The following is a 20,054-nucleotide window of genomic DNA, read 5'->3' as shown; positions in this document are numbered from 1 at the left end:
GCCGTCGGCTCTGCATGACGACCCGGATAGTAGCGAATAGCCAATTGCTCAAACACCCTAATCCGGCTGAGAGGGCACGTACTCCGGCGAGGCAATAGCAGTAGCCGGGCGGCCCAGGCGGTAAATAACCGACAGCACCACGTTGTTTTTAGCTACGGTAGTTTGGGGCGTGAATACGTTTTGACGGTAGTTGGCGGGCGTGTAGTTGGCCTGGTTCAGCCAGCCACCCTGCACCGTCCAGTGCTTATCAAACTGGTAGCCCACGCCCGCGTACAGGCGGTTGCGCTCGAAAAATGGACCCCGGGGGTTAAAAAACACCTCGTCGTACACCGACAGAAACGCCGTTTTGTCCGTGAAAGTAGGCCGGTTAAGGGGCAGAAACGTGTTGAAGCGGTAGCGCATGCGCGTGCGGTAGCGCGAAGAGCCGGCCGGCACCACATTGTCGCGGAAACGGTACCAGCGTTCCTCCATGCGGTAGCGGTGCTCCAGCTTAAGACGGGCGGCAAACTGCGTAAGCGTAAGCTGCTGCCAGAGGCGTCGTTCTACGTTGAGAGGGCCGGCGCTCGGGTTGCGGTAGTCGGCGGTGGAGTAGCGGCCGCCGGCCAGCATCAGGGTGAAGTTTTTGGCTACATCGTAGCTCACGCCTCCTTTCAGCTCGGTATAGAAATACTGGCGGAACAGGCTATTGGAGCGGGTTTGTACTTCCGCGTAGCCACCCCAGTGTTTGGGCCCACCCGGCAGCACCACCGTAGCAATGTGCCAGGTACCCGTTCTCGGGTCAGGAATAGCATTGGTCTGGCCCTGGGCGGCGGTGGGCACCAGCAAAGGCACAAGCAGCAGGCCAGCACAAAAAAGCAGACGGGAGGGGAAGGGCAGCATCAGGAATCGAAGGTAAATAACCTGGCTTCCTCCACCCAATTTGACCCTTATTCCAGCCTGTTCTGCACTCACCAATGAGCCCCGTCAATCTGACTTTCTCACCTACAGCCCCGCCAGAATCCGGCGCATGGCTTGCTGGTAGGCTGGGTTGTAAGTCATGCCATTATGGCCCGCCCCGGGCAGGGTAATAAACTGGTCCTGGGGTTTCAGCGACCTTTCTAGCCGCTGGGTTGACTGAGGACTGATAACCTCGTCCTGGTTGCCGTGAAAGATGACGATGGGCACTTGCACCTGCGGTAGCACTTCATCAGTGGCTAACGGGTAGCGCACGATAAAGCTCGGAACCCAGGGGTAATGCTGCCGGGCCATAGCGCGCATGCTGGCGTAGGGTGCCTGCAAAACCAGAAGTTGCGGACGGTGCCGAGCCGCCAGCCACGCCGCCGGCCCCGTGCCCAGCGAGTAGCCCAACAGTACCGTACGGTTTTCCGGGAACTCGCGCGTAAGCTGCTGGTAAGCCGTATCCACATCGGCGAGTAACTGCGCCTGGCTGCTGATGCGGCCCTCACTTTTGCCGTAGCCCCGATAATCTAGCAGAAACACCGAGTAGCCCAGCCGGGTGTAGGTAGCCGCTACTTCACCCCAGCTATCCAGCGCCCCGCCGTTGCCGTGCAGATAGAAAATGAGGCCTTTGGAAGTGGAATCGGCCGGGAACAGCAGGCCATGCAGGCGGGTACCGTCTGGAGTCGGTATCCACCGCTCTTCAAACCGGCTGTTGAACCGGAAACGATGATCAGCGGGTAGTTTGGCAGGAAAGAACAGCAGCCGCTCCTGCTGAAAGTACAGCAGCACGCATACCACCACATACAGCGCCGCTCCCAACCCAAGTATCCAGAATAGCACCTTCATAGTGGGGCAAGAATACCGGATTTACACAGAATAGTATCGGATTACACCAGTTTATGAATGACGTGCGCCGGCTGTAGAGACGCGACACTTCGCGTCTCAGCGTTGGCCGATTGCGTTCGGGCGGCGCATCCGAGGAGACGCAAAGTGTCGCGTCTCTACACTGTTTAGTGAATTGCGACAAAAAGCTTCGTCTGAAGCCAAAGTGCTTGCTCGTTACAGTTACGCAGCCACTTGTTCCGGGGAAACCAACCCCTGCAGCAGCGTCAGCGGCAGCGAGTCGCGCGCGGGGTTGCTGCTGGCCCTTTGGGTAGGCCTGTTGTGCAGCGGCTTGCCGTATGGCTACCTGATCGGCTTGGTGGTGGGTACGGGACTCCACTACGCCATGCGTCAGGGCTGGGTGGAACTGGGGAAAAGCTGGGGTTCGTAGTACAGCTCCAACTTTCGGAGGCTCGGTAAGCGCCTGAGGTTCACGGATAGTGTATCGAGGCCCGTACCTTTTATATTGAGCTCCTGCAGTTTCTGAAGCTGGTATACCGCTGCCGGGAGCGAATCCAACGGATTGTATTCTAAGCTTACTCTTCGCAGGTGTGGCAGGACCGTCAGCGCATCTACATTATGTACCTTGTTGGCTCGCTCATTACGCTGGTTTCCCACATCCATGACCTCCAGATTCCGGAGCTGTCTGGTGCTAAGCGGGAGGCGGCGGATATTGGCGTTGCCCAAATGTAATTCCCGCAAATTCGCTAAGGCGTTTACGGCTTCTGGGTACCGCGTCAGTTGATTGCTGCTGAGGTTTAGTACCCTTAGTCTTTCCATTTGCCGGATTGATGGCGGAATGCTATCCAGCCAGTTGCGCTCCAGATTTAACTCCTCTAGACTGTCGAGTTGGTATAATTCGGTTGGGAACTGCGTGAGACGGTTGTAGCTTAAATTCAGCTTCTTCAAGCGCTTCAGCTTTGTGAACCCGGGAGGGAGGACCGGCAAGTAACTGGCCTCCAAACTCAACTCTTCCAGATTATACAACTCTCCAAGCCGCGCATACAACGTGTCATAGCTGTCCTCTCCGTTGAACTTTCTGTAACGGTGGGCATAAGAATTCAGATCCAGCAACTTTACTCTGCCCGATTCCTTTAGCGCTAGACGCAGGTTGTTGTAGCGGCCCTGGTAGTCTTGGTTTGTCCGCTCGAAGTAAGTAGAATCTCGCTGGAAGCTAACCGTTGCCTTCAGGATTGTACTGGGTAGCTTGTACTTATCCAGATAGCGTAAGTCGAACTGAAACCGGGGCTGGATGGTCGAACTATCCAACCGGATAACGGTACCCGAGATGTTACTATACAGCGTATTACTATCGTAACCAGCAACGGTGAAGCTGGCATTCGGCACTGACATGATTTGTCCTACAGGAAGACTTTTCAGTTGAGCACAACGTAGAAAAATGGTCTGCTGATACTCCCTAAAACCCACATGCTGACGGTAGCGGGTACTTACGGTAAATGATTTACTGGTGTAATTCAGTACCTGGAAGCGGCCGGTATCCAGCTCTGTACCGCCCAGCACATCCGCATGGAGCAGGTGAGTAGCTGTTGTGGCAGTCTGTGTAGTGCTTTGATGAGGATGCATGGCGCGTACATACACGCGCTTCAGCGGTTTACAGCTTGATACTAGCAGCAGACTCACCACCGCCAGCCAGATGGCTCGTTGCCAATAATGCATAACGGGTAGTTTCAGGTGATGGACTAATTGCGCAAATTCTTCGCCCTAATCTACTACATCCTACACCCCTGCTAACTTACCGGAAACGCCCACGTGGCCTGCTAAACCGCCGCCTGCACATAGGGCCACACGAAATAAAGCGCCGACCCCTGCAACAGCGTCAGCAGCAGCGTGATGCTCCAGAAAGCAGCTTTGCGGTTTTTGTGGTGCAACAGCAGGATGGCTGCCCACGCGCCGGGGGCCGCGCCGGGTAGCGTGGCGAGGTGCAGCGTTTTTTCCGGGATGCGCCGCTGGCCGTGCTGGGCTTTGCGTTTATCGAGGGCGAACAGCAGAAAGCACAGCAGGTTAAGGAACAGCAGGCAACTCAGGAGTAAGGTCATGGTGTGGGAGGCGGGCTGCCGGTGGCGGGGCGGGCGAAAAACGCATTGGCAGGGCCGTAAGGTGTAGAGCTGGGTTCAGATAAAAAGCCGGAATGACTAAGCAAATTAGTGGGTACACTTGGTAGGCCATTTGAACAACAAACGGGTGCCAGCACCTGAAGCTGTCAGCGGCGCCTACCCCCCAATCGTGCTCATCGACTCGAAGCTGAGCTGGTGCAACGGGCGCTGGCTCTCGGCCTCAAAGCCATTGGCGGCGCGGTTCCGGAACGCCGACTTCAGGGCTTCCGCTACCTGCTCATTGGTGGAGCCGCCGCGCAACAGAGCCCGCACATCCAGCACACCCTGGTCATAGAGGCAGGTTTTCACGCCGCCTTCGGCCGTGAGGCGGATGCGGTTGCAGGTGCCGCAGAAGGTGCGTGAGTAGGCCGCAATGATGCCCAGGCGGCCCTGGTGCCCAGCCACGGTGTAGTGCGAGGCCGTGTCGCCGGGGCGGGTGGCCACTGGGGTCAGTTCGCCCAGGTTTAGCTCCAGATGCTGACGGATACGGCGGTGGTTCCAGGGCAGAACGGCCGCGTCGTGGCTGCCGCCATTGAAGGGCATTTCCTCAATAAAGCGCACATCCACGGGTAAGTCGCGGGTTAGCTCGGCCAAGGGCAATAAATCCTGGGTGTTTTGGCCGTCCATCACCACGGCGTTGATTTTGACCCGGATGCCGGCCGCCAGCAGGGCATACAGCGTGTCCAGCACCCGGGGCAGCTCGTCGCGGCGGGTGATGCTGGCGAAACGGGCCCTGTCCAGAGTATCCAGGCTCAGGTTCACGGCTTTTACGCCTATGCGGGCCAGCTCGGGTACGTGGGGGGCGGTGAGCACCCCGTTAGTGGTCATGGTTAGCTCCTCAATGCCCGGAATCTGGCTGAGGCGGTCCATAAACGGCACTAAGTCGCGGCGCACAAATGGCTCCCCGCCCGTCAGGCGCACTTTACGCACGCCCAGCCCAGCCATGATGGTCACCAGCCGCTCCATTTCCTCGTAGGTCAGCAGCTCCTGCTTGGGTAGGTACTTGATGCCTTCCTCGGGCATGCAGTAGAAGCAGCGCAGATTGCACCGGTCCGTTACGGCCAGCCGCAGGTATTCCAGCGGGCGGCCATGATTATCAAACAGAACGGAGGGTACGACAGCGGACATAGACAACAGAGCGAAATAACGGCGGCGCCAGCGCAACCAAACAAACAACGTAAATCAGGCGTTTCCGTTCGGGTAAACTGCAACCGAGGGGGCACCGTCGGTTGGCTGCTTCCGCCTGGCCTGGCAGCTACCCCACCTGGCGCGGGGCCTTTCCCGAACAAGAACTACTAGATAACCAATGAACCTGAAAATTGCTTTGTTTGGCATTGCCCGCGAAATCGTGGGGCAGCCTACGCTGGAGGTGGTGGCCCCGGAAGGGCAGTCGGCCCAGGGCCTGCTGCAGGATCTGCACGCCCGCTACCCCGAACTTGCCCGCCTCAGCAGCTTGGCCGTAGCCGTTAACAACGAGTACGCCGCCGATGACACTCTGCTGCAGGAACGCGACGAAATAGCTCTGATTCCGCCCGTGAGTGGTGGCTAATCTCAGTTGCTGGATAGCAGCTGCTAGTTGTCAGATAACTTAGAACGTCATGCTTTATTTGGCGTCCGCTTGTCGAAGCATCTCTACTGATTCGTCAGGATTGCCACTGCAACGTCAGCACGCGATATGCTTCGCTGCGCTCTGCATGACGATTAACCTCATCACCCCATCACCTCACCACTTTCCTTTGATTCACATCGACCTCACTGCCCAGCCCATTGATGTAGCCGCCGCCCTGCAAAGCGTGGAAGCCGATGGGGCCGGGGCCATTAACACGTTTATCGGTACCGTGCGCAACCGTAGCACCGGCCGCGCCGTGGTACGCCTGGAGTACGAGGCCTACGACAGCATGGCCCTGCACCAGCTGCGCAAAGTGGCCGAGCAGGCCGCCGAGCAGTGGCCGATGGTAGAAAAAATAACCGTGGTCCACCGCAAAGGCACCCTGCACATCGGGGACGTGGCCGTGGTGGTAGCCGTTTCCACGCCGCACCGAGCCGAGAGCTTCGCCGCCTGCCAGTACATCATCGATACCCTGAAGCAGGTAGTTACTATCTGGAAAAAGGAATTTTACGAAGATGGGGACGTGTGGGTAGCGGCTCATCCGTAGCCGTTATTTCACGAGCGGCGCACCGTTTTCAATGTAGGCAACGGCGCGTTCCAGCACCTCGTCGCGGCCCGTTTTGATGCCGGCAATGGTGGGCTTTACTTCCACATCGGGCACAATGCCAATGCGCTGGGTTTCGCGGCCATCGGGGTAATAGACGCCCAAGCCGGAAATGCGGGTGGTAATGTTGCCGGGCAGCACAATGGTTGATACGTTGCCATCGGCCCCGGCCGTGGTGCTGCCCATTACCACAGCGCCCGGCACCGCGCGCAGGGCCATGGTGGTGTACTCCGACTGGCTAACCGAAAGCTCATTCACCAGAACCACCACCTTGCCCGCGTATGGCTTGCCCTTGCCAGGAAAAACCTGTAGCGGCTCCGTAGTGCTGAACAGGCCTGGGTAAGTGGGCGTGGGTACGCTGAACCGCACAAACTCGGCGGGTTTGCTCAGGAGATATTTCGTGAGGGAAAACACCACAAAATCCGATGGGTAGTTGCGGATATCAATAATCAGGCCCTTGGTACCCTGCGCTTCCTGCATAATGCCGGGCAGCTCCTTATTTTGAATAGTGCCCAGCGTGAGGTGCCCGATGTTGCTCGGTAGCCGGCGCCAAGCAGGAGCTTTCGGGTCGGGCGTGCCCAGGTTATACAGCAGGTTTAGCTTGCTGGGTAGGTGACGCGTAATGCTAAACGGCAGCTCTTTACCATCTCGCCGTACTAGCAGTTGTACCTGCTCGGTATTGCCGCGTAGCAGGTCGCGGGCAATGTTGCGCAGCTGGGTGGGCTCGTTGGAGGCCGGGGTAAGGGGCTTGCGCTCAGTAACCAGGTCTTGCACCTTGCGCCCATCCACGGATAGTACAATGTCGCCTTTGAGCAGCCCAGTAGCCGGGCCCAGCTGCGGGTCGAAGTACTCCGTAACAACCGGCTGCCCTTCCACAAACCGCACTTGCACCGGCGCATAAAACGTACCCCGGTACCTGGCTATTACCGGGTCCCCATCCGAGATGTTGGCGTGGGTATCCTGAATGCGGGCAATGAGGGCCAGGGCCGCCAGGCGGTATTGCTCCGGGGTGCGGGCGCCCACAAACTGCGGCAGAAACTCGGGCAGCACTTGCTGCCAGTCCTCGCCCGTGGCGTAGCGGTAGGGGAAGAAATAGTCAATCATGTTCCAGTAGCGGAACAAGGCCAGTACCCGCAAGCCATCGTCGGGCAGGTTACCGGGGGCTGAGCGGTACGCCTCCTCGTGCTCAAACAGTGGGTTACCAATTTGGGGTGCTGCACCTATGTAGTAATGCGGCCCCTGGTTGCGGTTCTGGCGTAAGTACAGCAGTTGCTGGCTGAGTTCTGGACCAAGCTGTTTTGTATCGGTCAGCCAATCTAAGTCCGGCTGTAGCCGTACATCCTTGGGTTTGGGCTCCCGGCAAGCAGAGCAAGCCGCTACCGGGCCCAGGTCTGTGAGCCAGCTGCTTAGCACCTGGCTGCGGACTTTTAAGTTGGGGGCCTGTAGTACCTTGGGCATTACCCGGAACAGCTCAGCATCCATGTTGAACTGGCCCGCTGCCACGGCCGGATGGTAGTATTTCGCGAAGCCCCACACCCGGCCCAGCACCGTTAAGTTGTCGAGCTGCTGCTGGTTAAGGTTTGCCAGGCTAATGCCGGAGCCCCGCGCAAAAGCCGTGTCCTGCTCGGCCTTGAAATGTTGCTCCGGTTTTGGCGAGGAGCCGGAGCCTGAAGTTGACTGCTGCGCCTGGGCAGAGAGAGTGCAGGCCATCAGGGCCACTACTGAATAGATGCGTTTCATATAACGGGATAGAGTCAGAAAGTGGCCCTAAAGTAGCGGCAACTCCCTGACTCTATTCTGTTTATTTTGCCTAGACTACTCTACGTATTAAGCCTGACGGACTTTTTCGCTTCTTACTCCAGCTCCTGCCGCACCTGGGCCGCCTCTTCGGGCGTGTTCACGTTGCGCAACTCCTGGGGAGCGGGGGCCGGTAGTAGCTCAATATCGGAGTTGATGAGCGACTTGCGGGGGCAGCTGTAGCCCAGGCTCAGGAAGCGCAGCAGCGTACCGTAGCTGCGGGGCTCCCAAATGGTAATCAGCGGCTCGGGCCACTCGTTCTCGGGGCTTTGGAAGGCCGTAGCCATGCGGCCCGCGTGGCGGTTTTCCAGCAGGTGCTGCAGGGTAGCGGCCGAGAGAAACGGCAAGTCGCAGGCCACTACCAGCCAGGCGGCATTGGGGTCGAGGCGGAAGGCGGAAAGCAGGCCGCTCAGCGGGCCCAGGTCGGCAAACGTGTCGGGCAGGGGGCGCAGGCCGGCGTACTCCAGCTCCGTTACCTGGTCGGGGCGGCAGGATACGTGCACATCCTGGCAGAAAGGTGCCAGCAGTTCGGCGGCGTAGGCGCGCTGCTCCTGCCCGTGATGGTAAGCGAGTTTGCCCTTATCCTGGCCCATGCGCTGGCTGCGGCCCCCGGCCAGCACCAACCCGCGCAGAGGAGGGGCGGCAGCGCGCCATTCTTCCAGAATCAGCTCGGCCAGGGCGGCCGTATCGTGCAGGGGCAGTACAGGCACATTGGCCTCCTGCAGGTGGGCGCGCAGGTAAGCGGGCACTTCCGTCACGTCTTCGGGTAGCAGCAGGGCGCGCACATCAGTCAGGCGGTCCAGCTTCTTCTCCACTGGTTTGGCCGGGTCGAGAATGACGAGTTGCTGCCGGGCCCGGAAGTGGTTGCCGTTCACCAGTACCAGGCTCTGGTGGTGCAGCAGCTCCGGCTGGCTGAATCGGTCCAGGGGGCGCTTCACATCCAGGCGAGTGAAGGTGATTTTGTCGGTCAGCTCGGCGGCTGCGCCAGCCTGCAGAATGGCATCCTGGCCGCCGCTGCCGCCCTGGGCCGCGTCGTCGCCGGCGGCGTGGTCGGCATCCACGTAGGCCACGCGCAACGTGTCAGAAAGCAACGGTATCAGCCGGGCCGCCAGCTCCTTAATGCGGCCGCAGGGCGCACCCAGAATGGCCAGCTCATGGCGCCCAAACTCCCCCAGGTTAGGTCGGGCTAGTTGGGCGTGTTTGCGGCGGGGCTGGTCGGCGGCGTGGGCGTTATCCGGCATGGTGGAAGTCCTGTTTGCCGCCGGTTTTGCTCACCAAGCGGGTTTCCTGAATCAGAATATCGTGGGAAAGGGCCTTGCACATGTCGTAGATGGTGAGGGCCGCTACCGAAGCGCCAGTCAGGGCCTCCATTTCCACGCCGGTTTTGCCGGTTACCGTGGCCGTACACTCAATCAGTACGGCGTCCGGCCCATCCACCTCAATGGTTACCCGGCAGTTATCCAGGCCCAGCGGATGGCACAGCGGAATCAGCTCCGAGGTGCGCTTGGCCCCCATAATCCCGGCCAGAATGGCCGTTTGGAACACGGGGCCTTTGCGGGTGGGCAGGTCGCCTTCCTGCACCAGGGCCATAATTTCGGGGCCCAGCACCACGCGGCTGCGGGCCCGGGCCACGCGGCGGGTGGGCTGTTTGGCGCCCACATCCACCATGGCGGGTTGGCCGGCGGCATTGAGGTGGGTAAGTTTGGGAGAATCGGACATAAGTAGCACAAGCTTCCGCTCGTGGTTGGAGGAAAAGTAAAAAGTAGGGAGTAAGTGCTGTACGAAGGGCCTGTCGGAAAGTAGCGCGAACTTTGTAGTTCGCGTCCGCATGCCGTTAGGTCTTCAGCCATTCAGTTAACGTGCGAAGGCGCGAACTACAAAGTTCGCGCTACGGCTTTCCTGCCTGAACAACCAGCCGGTTTCCTCGTTGGTTAGGGCGCAAGCTACGGCTTGTTCTACCTTCGCACCTATGATTTCCGTTGAAGAAGCCACCCGCCTCGTTACCGCCACCGTCCGTTCCCTGTCCGTTGAGTACCTGTCGTTGGGGTTGGCCGCGGGCCGCATCCTGCGCGAAGACCTTCGGGCCGACCGGGACTTCCCGCCCTTCAACCGGGTAGCCATGGATGGTATTGCCCTGCAGTTCGCCGGTTTAGCGGCGGGCCAAACGGAGTTCCGTATTGAAAGCATCCAGTTTGCCGGTCAGCCCCCCGTGCCGGTGCAGGATGTTGAGGCCGCCGTAGAAATCATGACCGGGGCCGCGCTGCCGCCCAACCTCGACACCGTTATCCGCTACGAAGACCTCACGTTCCGCACCGATGCAATTGGGCAGCGCTGGGCCACCGTGCAGGTGCCCGCGCCCCATGCCGGTCATAACGTGCACGCCCGCGCCGCCGACCGCCAGCAGGGTGACTTGCTGGTGCCCGCCGGCACGCGCCTGGAGCCGGCCGAAATGGCGGTGGCCGCTACCATAGGTGCCGCTACCGTGGCCGTATCGCGCCGTCCCCGCCTGGCCGTGGTCAGCACCGGCGACGAGCTGGTGCCCATCACGCAGCAGCCCCAGGCCCACCAGATCCGGCGTTCCAATGCGCTCATGCTGCAAGCCGCTGCCTGGCAGGCTGGGGCCGAAGCCGAGGCCTTTCACTTCGACGACGACCCGGCTGCCCTGCGCCAGGGCCTGCCGGCTTTGCTTGTGGGTTACGACGCCGTTATTCTGAGCGGGGGGGTATCCAAAGGCAAGGCCGATTTGCTGCCGGAAACCCTGCGGGAGTTGGGCGTGGAGCAACGGTTTCACGAGGTGGGGCAGCGGCCTGGCAAGCCGTTCTGGTTTGGAGAGCAGCCGGGCGGCGCGGTGGTATTTGCCTTGCCTGGCAATCCGGTTTCCACCTTTGTGAACTTCTACCGCTACGCCCGGCCCTGGCTGCTAGCCGCGCAACAACCTGAGGGCGCAGATTTTGCTGCCACGACCCTAGGCGGCCCCGTACCAGCCGTGCTGACGGAGGATGTAGCCTTCAAGCCGCGCATCACGCACTTCAAGCTGGTAAGCCTGGCCCCTGGCCCCAATGGCCACCTGCTGGCCACCCCAGAGCGGGCCGGCGGCTCCGGCGACATGGCCAGCCTGCTTACCTCCAGCGGCTTCCTGGAGCTGCCACCGGAGCCGGAAGTTTTTCCGGCCGGAGCGGTGCTGCCGCTGTGGCGGTTTCGGTAGCCTCATGGTGGCATCCTGTTGGGGTGGAATAGGGCGTGCATGCTTTCCTGATGGATCAATCAAGTAGAGCGTAGCAAGGAGAGAATAGTAACAGAAGGAAAATCTAGGGTCTGGTTCCAGGGCCAGTTGATTGCACGTGATGACTGCTCATACTCAATCGGCCACACTTCGGCCTAGCCTTTCTCAGCATGTGCGAGCTTACTGGCCAGAATATCTGTTTGGGTTGGTACTGCTGTTGCATCTGCTGCCAATCTGGGCCCTGTCCCATTTTCCTACCACCGATGGTCCGGCCCACGTGTACAACGCTTGGCTACTGAAACTACTACTCACAGAGCCACAGCACCCATTTCATCAGTATCTGGCAATCAACTCGGTACCAGTACCCAATTACCTAACCAGCGTGTTACTGGCGGGGGCATTACAAGTGCTTCCTGCCTGGGTGGCCGAGAAAGTAGTGCAGACGCTCTTTGTTATGGGTCTGCCTTTGGCAGTCCGGTACGCGTTACGAGCCTGGCACTCTGATACTGGGTTTTTGGCATTTTTGTCGTTTCCACTGATTTACAGCGCGGTATTCCAGCTCGGCTTTTACAACTTCTGTCTGAGCTTGGTGCTGCTGATGACGGTACTGGGCTATTGGCGGCGGCATTTTTACCGGCGAGTAGTTGGGGCGCATTACGTAGTTGGCCTGGCCGTATTATTCGTGCTACTCTATTTTGCGCATCCGCTCACCTACCTGCTAGCGGGTCTAGTACTCGGAGTGTTCCTGCTGGGGGCCTCTTGGGGTGGGCATCCCAAGTTGGCGGCCAACAGGCAAATGGCTACGTTCAGAACGGGTTTTCTGCCCTTGTTGCTCGCCTGCCTGCCATCTCTCTTGCTGCTAGGTTGGTGGTTACTCCAGCCTGCGGCCGAGCAACAGTTATCCTTACCGCCACCCGGCATCGGCCAGCTCCTGCATGATTGGCTGTTGTTGGAGCCTTTGCGTTTCATGGGCTCAGTGGAGGGTACCTACCGGCTATTACTGGCCGCTCTGCTATTTGGCCTAGTGGCGTACGTGGTATGGCAGCACTGGCAACGCAAAGTAGCCGGGGGTATGGTTTGGGGAGGCATCATTGGGATGCTGCTGCTGGGCTACGTCTTTCTGCCTGATGCTCTATTGGGGGGCAGCATCATTCGTCCGCGGTTGGGTTTACTCAGCTATTTATTCGTGTTGGGCCTGCTGGGCGCTGGGCATTACCCGGTTTGGCTGCGCCATGCAGTGGTGTGTGCTACCGTAGTGGTGGCCGTATTGCTCCTAAGCTTTCGATTTACTAAGTACCGAACCTGGGCAACTGGCCTAGTGGAGTATCAGGCTGCCGCGCCTTATCTCCGTCCTGGTACCTCCGTGGTTTCTTTCACGTACGGCCCCGCGCTCAGGATGCCCAACGGCAAAGAATACAGAAGCTACATTGACGTTTTCTCGCACGCGGCCAGCTACCTGAGCGTTGACCGCCAATTGCTTGATCTGGAAAACTACGAGGCCCATACCGGCTATTTTCCTCTGGTGTGGCGCCCCGGCCAGGAGCTGGTGCTAGAGCAGGCCACCCATCCGGCTCGGGCCCATTGGTCTGTCTACCCGCACCCGCAATGGCCGAAATACATTGTTGTATGGGCCCGCTCTGAGCATCCCCAACCTTCCGCCCAAGCCCAGGAACTGACTACCCACTTACGTCACAATTACCGCCTCGTCTTCATCTCTCAAACCGGCCTGTTGGAGCTATATGAGTATAAGTTGGGTTCCGGTTTCTCAAATAGCAGGTAACATGATTGTTACCCCTCAAAATCATAGCCGCACTGGAAGCAGTGGCACTGGGGCCGCTCGGGGGCCAGCAGCCAGAGGCGTAGCTTCACGAAGAGGTTGTCGTGGGGCTGGGGCTGGTGACGGCATACCACGTCGGGGTGGTGGCAGCGGGGGCAGCGCGGAGTAGTGGCCATGGCCGGCTCATCCGCAAGGGTGTGCATAACGGAATGATGGGGCTGCAGGGCCTGCTGGGCGGCAGCCACGTCCTCGGCCCGCACAAACAGGCGTACGGCTCCCAGTACGGGTCCATATGGGCGGTTTTCGTTGCCCAGGAAACAGGGAATATCGGCGGTGTCCAGCTGGTTTTTGGCCAGATGCGCGGCAATGGTATCCGTAAAAGAAGCCAGCAGGACAATTTGGGAAGGCTCGGTGGAGCTGGAGTGCATGAGAAGAAGCGCAGGAAAGCAGCCGCGCCGGGCCAAAAACAACAGAAGCACCCACTTGGGTGCTTCTGAAGATGAAAAAGTTAGCGCAGAAAAGCTACTTAAACAGGGCCAGCGCTTTAATAAACGTTTGGGATACGCCCCACAGTAGCGGGACGCCCACGTACAGCCAGGCAATAACGGCCGACCCGCCCACTGCTGCGGGCTCGGCGGCTGGGGTGGTAGAAGGGGTGGGGGAGTTAGATGGGGTGCTCATACGAAAGTTGCTGGTTAGGAGTGAATGATTGCCTAGTGGCCGCCGGCTTCAACTGTTACCGGGCCTTTCTCATAGTATTCCTCCTTCACGGGGCGCACGGCCAAGTTGGCTAGCAGGCCCAGTACCAGCACCCCGGCCATGGTGTAGAATACGTTCTGGTACGCCGCTGCCCCGGTCAGGCCCTGCTCTTTGGCATGCTCATGCAAGGTGTGCACGATGAGCGGGCCCAGTACGCCAGCCGTACTCCAGGCCGTGAGCAGGCGGCCGTGAATGGCGCCTACCTGGTACTTGCCAAACATATCGGAGAGGTAAGCCGGCACGGTAGCAAAACCGCCGCCGTACATGCTGATAATTACGCAGGCTACTACTACGAACAGCGTGAGCTGCAGGCCGTGGCCCAGCGTAGGTACCAGCGCATACAGCAGAATGCCCAGCCCGAAGTAAATGGCATACGTCATCTTGCGGCCCAGCTTATCGGAAGCCGACGACCAGAAGAAGCGGCCCAGCAGGTTGAACAGGCTGAGCAAGCCCACAAAGCCCGCCGCCGCCGCCGCCGTCACGCCCCGGCCCTCGCCCATGGCCCCATCCGAGAAGGTTTCCTGAATCAGGGGCGAAGCCGTTTCCAGCACGCCAATACCGGCCGTTACGTTGGTAAGCAGCACTACCCACAACAACCAGAATTGCGGCGTTTTGATGGCGTTGTCGGCCGACACGTTGGCCGTGGTAATCATGGCGTTGTGCTCGGTGCTGGGCACGTAGCCGGCTGGTTTCCAGTCGTCGGCGGGCACCCGGATGCTCCACACCCCGAACTGCATAAACAGCAGGTACACAATGCCCATCACAATGAAGGTAGGAGCTACACCCTGCGGAGCCGAGTCCTTGAAGTAGCCCATCAGGTTGTTGGCCAGCGGGGAGCCAATCATGGCGCCGCCCCCAAAGCCCATAATGGCCATGCCGGTAGCCACGCCCTTGCGGTCGGGGAACCACTTAATGAGCGTACTCACCGGCGAGATATAGCCAATGCCCAGCCCAATGCCGCCCACGAAGCCGTAGCCGAAATACACCAACCAGATACTGTGCAGGTGCACGCCCAGCGAGGCAATCAGAAAGCCCCCACCGAAGCAGAGTGCCGAGGCCAGCATGGCCTTGCGGGGCCCTACCCGCTCCAGCCACTTCCCAAAAATAGCCGCCGATAAGCCCAGCAGCACAATGGCAATGGAGAAGGTGATGCCGATTTGCGTAGGCGTCCAGTCGTCGGGAGCGGGCTTGTTCACGTCGCCGCTGATAAGAGCGCCCAGGGGCTTGTTGAATACGCTGAAAGCGTAAGCCTGCCCAATAGCCAGGTGAATGGCCAGGGCCGCCGGCGGCACCAGCCAGCGGTTGTAGCCTGGTCCGGCCACGGTGCGACTCCGGTCCAGTAGAGAATCGTTTGCCATAAAGAGTGTGGGTGTTTGGGGAGAGTGAAAGAACGAACTGGCCGCCGGAGCAGCACCGCCTGTGCAGGGGCTGTACGCATTGGCCACCAATAAGGTAGAGTTGCTAGCTCCGCTTTGGTACCCGCCGGCAACTATTTTTTGCTAAAAAGCTATAGCAACACTAGCGTGGGAGCGAGGCCCCTACCTCCTGAAGCTAGGACCCGGCAGCTCCCTGTCATACGATCCTAAAGGATGTAGGTACACGCCACTGCCCTCCAGGAGGCTCTTTTTGACAAAATACTTCCCAGAACTGTGCCTGCGGTAAGCTGAGCTACGAGGCGTGTGTGGACGCAATGGTCGAGAAAATCAGTGGTTTTCGGTAGCTGGCTCTTGGCCTAGCCAGCCCCGAAGCCCGGGTGCCCGGGTGCCCTTCAGAAATTGCTCCAGCCCCCGCTTCATGGCTTCGGCCATGCGCTGCTGAAACTGCGGGTCGGTGAGCCGCTTCTCATCCTCGGGGTTAGATATGAAAGCCGTTTCTACCAACGCATTGGGGTATTCCGTGGGGCCATTCAGGCCGAAGTTGAAGCTGCCCACATTCCCAAAACCGGCCAGCCCAGTACTGCGCATCTGCTCGTACAAGGCCACCGACAGCGGCCGGAAAGCCACGTAGCGGTAAAACGTGCTGGTGCCGTGGGCACTAGTGCTACCCGCCGAGTTAACGTGGATGCTGACCAGCACATCGGGGTTGAGGCGGCGCAGTAGCAGTACCCGGTCGCCGTTGTCCACGGTGGCATCGGTGGTGCGCGTCATCAGCACCCGGGCCCCGGCCTGCTCCAGCTCCCGCTGCAGCTTCAGGGCAATGGCCAGGGTCAGGTCTTTCTCCCGAGCACCACTGGCCCCAACGGCTCCAATGTTGGTGCCACCGTGACCGGCATCAATGGCCACCGTGAGGCCGCGCAGGCGTAGCTTCCGGGGTGGCCGCTTCACCCGGATTTCCAACATGTTGCCCCGGTAGCCAATGTGGTAGCCCCAGCTCTGGCGGTGGCGCAGGGGCAGAATCATTCGGAACACGTCGGGCTGTAGCTGCTCATAGGTTACGTCGCCTAACTCCTGCAGGCCCTCGCGCTGGGTTATCCAGTTGGTATTGGAGGTAGCCCCGAATACATCCACTACCAGTCGGCTGGGCCCGGTGAGCAGCTGGGAGCGGTAGGGCAGGCGCTGGGAAAGGGGTACCCGCACGTAGTCATACGCCGAGTCGCCCTGCACGCTCCAGGAGCCGGTGAGGGAGTTGGGCACGAAGCCACCCGGGGGCAGTAGGCGCACTACCTCCTGGGGCACCCAGGCCACGTTGGTTTCCGAGAGCTGCACCCGGTACTGGTTGCCCACGCGCCCGGTCAGGTGCAGCACTACCGCCGAGTCGAGGTAGCCCAACTTGGCCCCGCCCAATCGGTCTTCGCCCAGCCCGTAGTTCAGGTAGGCCAACTCCCCTTTGGTCAGGGCTAGCTGGGGCTCATGGGGGCTGAGAAACCGGACTTTACTTTTGCTGTACGCCGTGGCCTGCACGCTGTCGGGGGTAAGCAGCTGGAAGCTGATGCGGCGGTTACGCAACGTGTCGGTGGGCTGCACCACGTAGGTTCCCTGGTACACGCCGCGTTTGCCCTGGGTTTGGGCGGGCAGCAGTTCTACGAGCGGTTGCCCATTCAGGAAGGAGGCGCGCAGGCCCGGTGTGCCCACCAGGCGCACCTGCAGCCGGTCGCCGGGGTACAGCCATTGGTCGGTGGCTGGTACGGTTTCGACGGTGGTAATAACTGGCGCTGGCTTGGTTAGGGCAGCAACAGGCCGCCTCTGGGCCGGCGCCGCCAGCAAACAAATCCAACTTAGTAAAACCAAGCAGTATACACGAAGCAGCATAGGCAAAGGCAAAGAAAAAGCCCCGCGTAGGGCGGGGCTTTCATTCAGATACTTCCAACGCAGGAAACGGGCTACGGTTGCTTCACGGCGTCGCCCAGGTCCTTCACGTCGCGGCCGGTTTCCAGGGCCGTAAACTCGGTCTGCAGAGCTCTGATGTGCAGTTCGTCGCGGCCTTTAATATCGAGGCGGATGTTGCGAAACTGCGCGTTGAGGCGGCGGCTGATAGCGGTAGCATAGTCCCAGTCGCGCTGAGTCCACTGGCGCCGGTTGGCCCGCACCTGTTGCATAAACTGCACAAAGGCCGGCTCAATGGTGGTCGGCGTTAGGCCTTCAACGGCCGAGTAGGTACCCAGCAAGTCATTGGTGAAGGCCGCTTCCGAACTTTTGTCCAGGGGCTGGCGGCTGCGAGATTTCGACACCGAGTCGAAGCGGGCAGCGCGGCGGCCAGCCACGCGCAGCTTGGCGGCGGCCTCGTCTACGGCCGTATCCAGCTTGCGGGCTTCCTGTTTCACCATTTCCTGCCGCTCCCGCGGGGTCGAGTCGCAGGCGGCCAGCAGCAGAACGCCTACCGACAACCCAAACAAAACGTGCTTTTTCATGGCCGTAAGATACGAGAACGGGCAGTCAACAGTTAACCCCCACAGATGGGCTCCTGTGTTCGGGCTGGATATGCGCCGTTTTACTGCTGGCTTAGCCGAAACGTAAAGGGCAACTCAAATTTTGATACGACGGCCCGGCTGCCCACGCGGGCCGGAATCCACTGGTTGGGAATACTGCGGGCAATGCGCAGGGCTTCTTCGTCGCAGCCCGAGCCAATGCCCAGCAGCACCTGCTGGTTGGAGGCTCGGCCCAGCGTGTCAACCACAAAAGAAACGACTACCCGGCCCTGCACGTTTTTGGCCTGGGCCGCCGGCGGGTAGTTCAGCTTGCTCATATACGGTGCCAGGGCAGCATCTCCACCCACAAAAAACACCGGATGCGTAACCCGCTGCCGCGTCCACTCGCCGCTGGCCGTCTGCACCGGGTAGGGCACATCATCAAAGGGCCGGAAGAACAGGAGCTTGTTGGTGGAGTGGTCGTACTTCTGGGTGATTACCTGGCTGCCGTCGCGGGTGTAGGCATAGTATTCCCACACGCCTACTTTCTCGCCCTTATCCAGCAGGCCACTGGCAGTGTCTGTTTTGCGTAGCTTCTGAGCCTGGGTGCTGAAGCAGATGAGTACTAAGCTGAAGAGTAAGAGTTGTTTCATGAGCGGTGGGAATGGGGTAGTGCAAGCAGGGCAAGATGTAGGAACGGCCGGCTGGAAACCCAGTCGGCCTACTTGGTTGTGGAAAGAAAATTATAGTTTTAGTACAAAGCAGGCCTGGGCCTGTAGGGGTGGGAAAAGAAGTAAAACCAACAGAACTATCGGCCTGAAGCGGCAGACATACGCAAAATTACGTCGGGGGGATTGACGAGCTTGCTCTCCTAGTCCGGGAAATATACAACTATCCGTGCAACTACCCAAAGCCTAAAGTTCCAGGCAGTTGAGTTAGCGGCAGTTACTCTTCCAGCGCATCACGCAAACTGCGCAGCTGGTTTTGCAGGCCCGGCCAGCCGGGGCACAGCTTCTCCAAGCGCTGCAGCACCAGCAGCGCCCCCCGGTTATCCCCAATAGTGCGCAAGATGGCCGCCCACCCCGACAAGGCCCCAAAGTGCCGGGGCTCCAGTCGCAGAGTTTCGCGCACGTCGCGCAGGGCCGCGTTGAACTCGCCGCGCAGGTAGTAGGCCGTGGCACGCTTGTTCCAGCCCTCAGCGTACTCCGGCGAGGCAGTAGTCAACTCCGTAAACTCCGCAATGGCCACCGTGTACTCCTCCGCCGACAGGGCCCGCATACCTGCTTCCAGGTGCTTATCGAGCAGCGGGTGGTTGGTAGTAAGCCACAACTGCCAGATTCCGTCCTGCAGGGCCTCAATTTCCGTGGGCGAGGTAGCAACCCGCAGGCGGCTGAACAGGTCGTCGAGAGAATCCAAAGTGGTGAAGTTGTGAAAGGTGAAGTTTTGAAGACCAAGCGTGTCTCTACGCGAAGTCAGAAAGCACAGTTAGTAGAACAGTTCACAATTTCACCCTTCACAACTTCACCCTTAAAAAAGGGCCGCCGCCACCCGGCGCACCGCCTCCGCCTTGCCCATGCTGTAGTAGTGCAGCACCGGCACGCCGTGGGCCATCAGCTCACGGCTCTGATTGATGCACCACTCAATCCCGATTTCGCGGGCGGCGGCGTTGTCGGGGGCCAGGTGCACGGCATCCACCAGCTCGTCGGGCAGGTTCAGGTAGAACGAGCGGGGCAGGGCCGTAAGCTGGGCCTTAGTAGTGAGCGGCTTGAGGCCGGGGATGATGGGCACCAGTATGCCCGCCGCCCGGCACTTTTTCTCGAAGTTGAAGAACTGCTCGTTGTCGAAGAACATCTGCGTCACGATGTACTCGGCGCCGCGGTCCACTTTGTGCTTGAGGTAGCGGATATCCGCCCCCGAGTTGGGCGACTCAAAGTGCTTTTCGGGGTAGCCAGCCGTACCGATGCAGAAGTTGGTGGCCCATACATCATCCTGTTCCTCATCCAGGTACGCCCCTTTGTTGAGGTCGGCTACCTGCCCAATTAAGTCGCAGGCGTAGCCGTGGCCGTCGGGGTGGGCCTTGAATACGCCCTCCGATTTGATGGGGTCGCCGCGCAGGGCCAGCACATTGTCGATGCCCAGAAAGTGCAGGTCGATGAGGGCATTTTCGGTTTCCTCCTTGGAGAAGCCGCCGCAAATCAGGTGGGGCACCGTGTCCACGTCGAAGCGGTTTTTGATGGCCGCGCAAATGCCGACCGTACCCGGCCGCTTGCGCACCGTTTTCTTTTCCAGCAGGCCATTGAGGTGCTGGCGGTACACGTACTCCTCGCGGTGGTAGGTGACATCAATAAACGGCGGTTTGAACTCCATTAGAGGCTCAATATTCGAAAACAGGTTCTGAATATTTTCGCCCTTTTTGGGCGGCAGCACCTCAAAGGAAAACAGCGTTTTGCCCTCAGCACGGGTCAGGTGTTCGGTTACTTTCATACACGTCGGCCCGGTGGTCAAT

General features: G+C 59.7%; 20 protein-coding genes. 4 read left to right on the top strand and 16 right to left on the bottom strand.

The features are described from left to right. Positions 1-57: 57 nt before the first annotated feature. The 5 genes from ROI90_RS05680 to moaA all read right to left on the bottom strand — a co-directional run bounded on the left by ROI90_RS05680 (position 58) and on the right by moaA (position 5,063). A complete protein-coding gene (locus ROI90_RS05680; protein WP_315997366.1) occupies positions 58-879 on the bottom strand; it encodes a DUF2490 domain-containing protein in 822 nt (273 codons plus the stop codon). Between the two features lie 102 nt (positions 880-981). Next, positions 982-1,785, bottom strand: a complete 804-nt coding sequence (locus ROI90_RS05675) for an alpha/beta hydrolase (protein WP_315997365.1) — start codon at positions 1,783-1,785, stop codon at positions 982-984. A gap of 387 nt (positions 1,786-2,172) precedes the next feature. Next, positions 2,173-3,498, bottom strand: coding sequence for a leucine-rich repeat domain-containing protein (locus tag ROI90_RS05670; RefSeq protein WP_315997364.1), 1,326 nt, complete (start codon positions 3,496-3,498; stop codon positions 2,173-2,175). A 101-nt stretch (positions 3,499-3,599) separates the two neighbouring features. Then, a complete protein-coding gene (locus ROI90_RS05665; protein WP_315997363.1) occupies positions 3,600-3,878 on the bottom strand; it encodes a DUF1294 domain-containing protein in 279 nt (92 codons plus the stop codon). A gap of 174 nt (positions 3,879-4,052) precedes the next feature. After that, positions 4,053-5,063 (bottom strand): GTP 3',8-cyclase MoaA, encoded by a 1,011-nt coding sequence (gene moaA, locus ROI90_RS05660; RefSeq protein ID WP_315997362.1) that lies wholly within the window; start codon positions 5,061-5,063, stop codon positions 4,053-4,055. 178 nt (positions 5,064-5,241) lie between these two features. On the opposite strand from moaA, the gene moaD reads away from it, so the two are divergent. Next, positions 5,242-5,484: a molybdopterin converting factor subunit 1 gene (gene moaD, locus ROI90_RS05655; RefSeq protein WP_315997361.1), complete on the top strand. Its 243-nt coding sequence runs from the start codon at positions 5,242-5,244 to the stop codon at positions 5,482-5,484. 187 nt (positions 5,485-5,671) lie between these two features. Continuing rightward, a complete protein-coding gene (locus ROI90_RS05650) occupies positions 5,672-6,091 on the top strand; it encodes a molybdenum cofactor biosynthesis protein MoaE (protein ID WP_315997360.1) in 420 nt (139 codons plus the stop codon). A 3-nt stretch (positions 6,092-6,094) separates the two neighbouring features. On the opposite strand, the gene ROI90_RS05645 is transcribed toward ROI90_RS05650, so the two are convergent. From ROI90_RS05645 to moaC, 3 genes are all read right to left on the bottom strand, one after another. Next, positions 6,095-7,888 (bottom strand): S41 family peptidase, encoded by a 1,794-nt coding sequence (locus tag ROI90_RS05645; RefSeq protein ID WP_315997359.1) that lies wholly within the window; start codon positions 7,886-7,888, stop codon positions 6,095-6,097. Between the two features lie 113 nt (positions 7,889-8,001). Then, positions 8,002-9,186 (bottom strand): NTP transferase domain-containing protein, encoded by a 1,185-nt coding sequence (locus tag ROI90_RS05640; RefSeq protein WP_315997358.1) that lies wholly within the window; start codon positions 9,184-9,186, stop codon positions 8,002-8,004. Continuing rightward, complete coding sequence (gene moaC / locus ROI90_RS05635; RefSeq protein WP_315997357.1) at positions 9,176-9,664, bottom strand: cyclic pyranopterin monophosphate synthase MoaC; 489 nt, start codon at positions 9,662-9,664, stop codon at positions 9,176-9,178. The genes ROI90_RS05640 and moaC overlap by 11 nt, the downstream gene beginning before the upstream one ends. 250 nt (positions 9,665-9,914) lie before the next feature. Between moaC and ROI90_RS05630 the strand changes: the two genes are divergently transcribed. After that, on the top strand, positions 9,915-11,150 hold the full coding sequence (locus ROI90_RS05630) for a molybdopterin molybdotransferase MoeA (RefSeq protein WP_315997356.1): 1,236 nt from the start codon (positions 9,915-9,917) through the stop codon (positions 11,148-11,150). Between the two features lie 190 nt (positions 11,151-11,340). After that, the gene (locus ROI90_RS05625; RefSeq protein ID WP_315997355.1) at positions 11,341-12,948 is read left to right on the top strand and encodes a hypothetical protein; all 1,608 of its coding nucleotides are present in this window, start codon (positions 11,341-11,343) and stop codon (positions 12,946-12,948) included. A gap of 8 nt (positions 12,949-12,956) precedes the next feature. Here the strand turns inward: ROI90_RS05625 and ROI90_RS05620 are convergent, their stop codons facing one another. The 8 genes from ROI90_RS05620 to metF form a co-directional block, all read right to left on the bottom strand. Then, on the bottom strand, positions 12,957-13,373 hold the full coding sequence (locus ROI90_RS05620) for a putative signal transducing protein (protein ID WP_315997354.1): 417 nt from the start codon (positions 13,371-13,373) through the stop codon (positions 12,957-12,959). A gap of 94 nt (positions 13,374-13,467) precedes the next feature. Continuing rightward, positions 13,468-13,626, bottom strand: coding sequence for an MFS transporter small subunit (locus ROI90_RS05615; protein WP_315997353.1), 159 nt, complete (start codon positions 13,624-13,626; stop codon positions 13,468-13,470). Positions 13,627-13,658: 32 nt separating this feature from the next. Next, positions 13,659-15,062, bottom strand: coding sequence for an L-lactate MFS transporter (locus ROI90_RS05610; protein WP_315997352.1), 1,404 nt, complete (start codon positions 15,060-15,062; stop codon positions 13,659-13,661). Positions 15,063-15,407: 345 nt separating this feature from the next. Further along, entirely contained in the window at positions 15,408-16,952 is a 1,545-nt protein-coding gene (locus tag ROI90_RS05605) for an N-acetylmuramoyl-L-alanine amidase (RefSeq protein WP_315997351.1), read from the bottom strand. A 71-nt stretch (positions 16,953-17,023) separates the two neighbouring features. Next, the gene (locus ROI90_RS05600; RefSeq protein WP_315997350.1) at positions 17,024-17,551 is read right to left on the bottom strand and encodes a hypothetical protein; all 528 of its coding nucleotides are present in this window, start codon (positions 17,549-17,551) and stop codon (positions 17,024-17,026) included. Between the two features lie 80 nt (positions 17,552-17,631). Then, a complete protein-coding gene (locus tag ROI90_RS05595; RefSeq protein WP_315997349.1) occupies positions 17,632-18,201 on the bottom strand; it encodes an energy transducer TonB in 570 nt (189 codons plus the stop codon). 292 nt (positions 18,202-18,493) lie between these two features. Further along, positions 18,494-18,964 carry a tetratricopeptide repeat protein gene (locus ROI90_RS05590; protein ID WP_315997348.1) on the bottom strand — a complete coding sequence of 157 codons (471 nt, stop codon included), beginning with the start codon at positions 18,962-18,964 and terminating at the stop codon, positions 18,494-18,496. A gap of 111 nt (positions 18,965-19,075) precedes the next feature. Next, complete coding sequence (gene metF / locus ROI90_RS05585; protein WP_315997347.1) at positions 19,076-20,032, bottom strand: methylenetetrahydrofolate reductase [NAD(P)H]; 957 nt, start codon at positions 20,030-20,032, stop codon at positions 19,076-19,078. Positions 20,033-20,054: the final 22 nt, after the last annotated feature.

This window comes from Hymenobacter endophyticus, from assembly GCF_032464715.1.
Taxonomy (GTDB): Bacteria; Bacteroidota; Bacteroidia; order Cytophagales; family Hymenobacteraceae; genus Hymenobacter; species Hymenobacter endophyticus.
The sequence above is the reverse complement of the archived record's forward strand: the minus strand, read 5'-3'. Positions and strand labels throughout refer to the sequence as shown.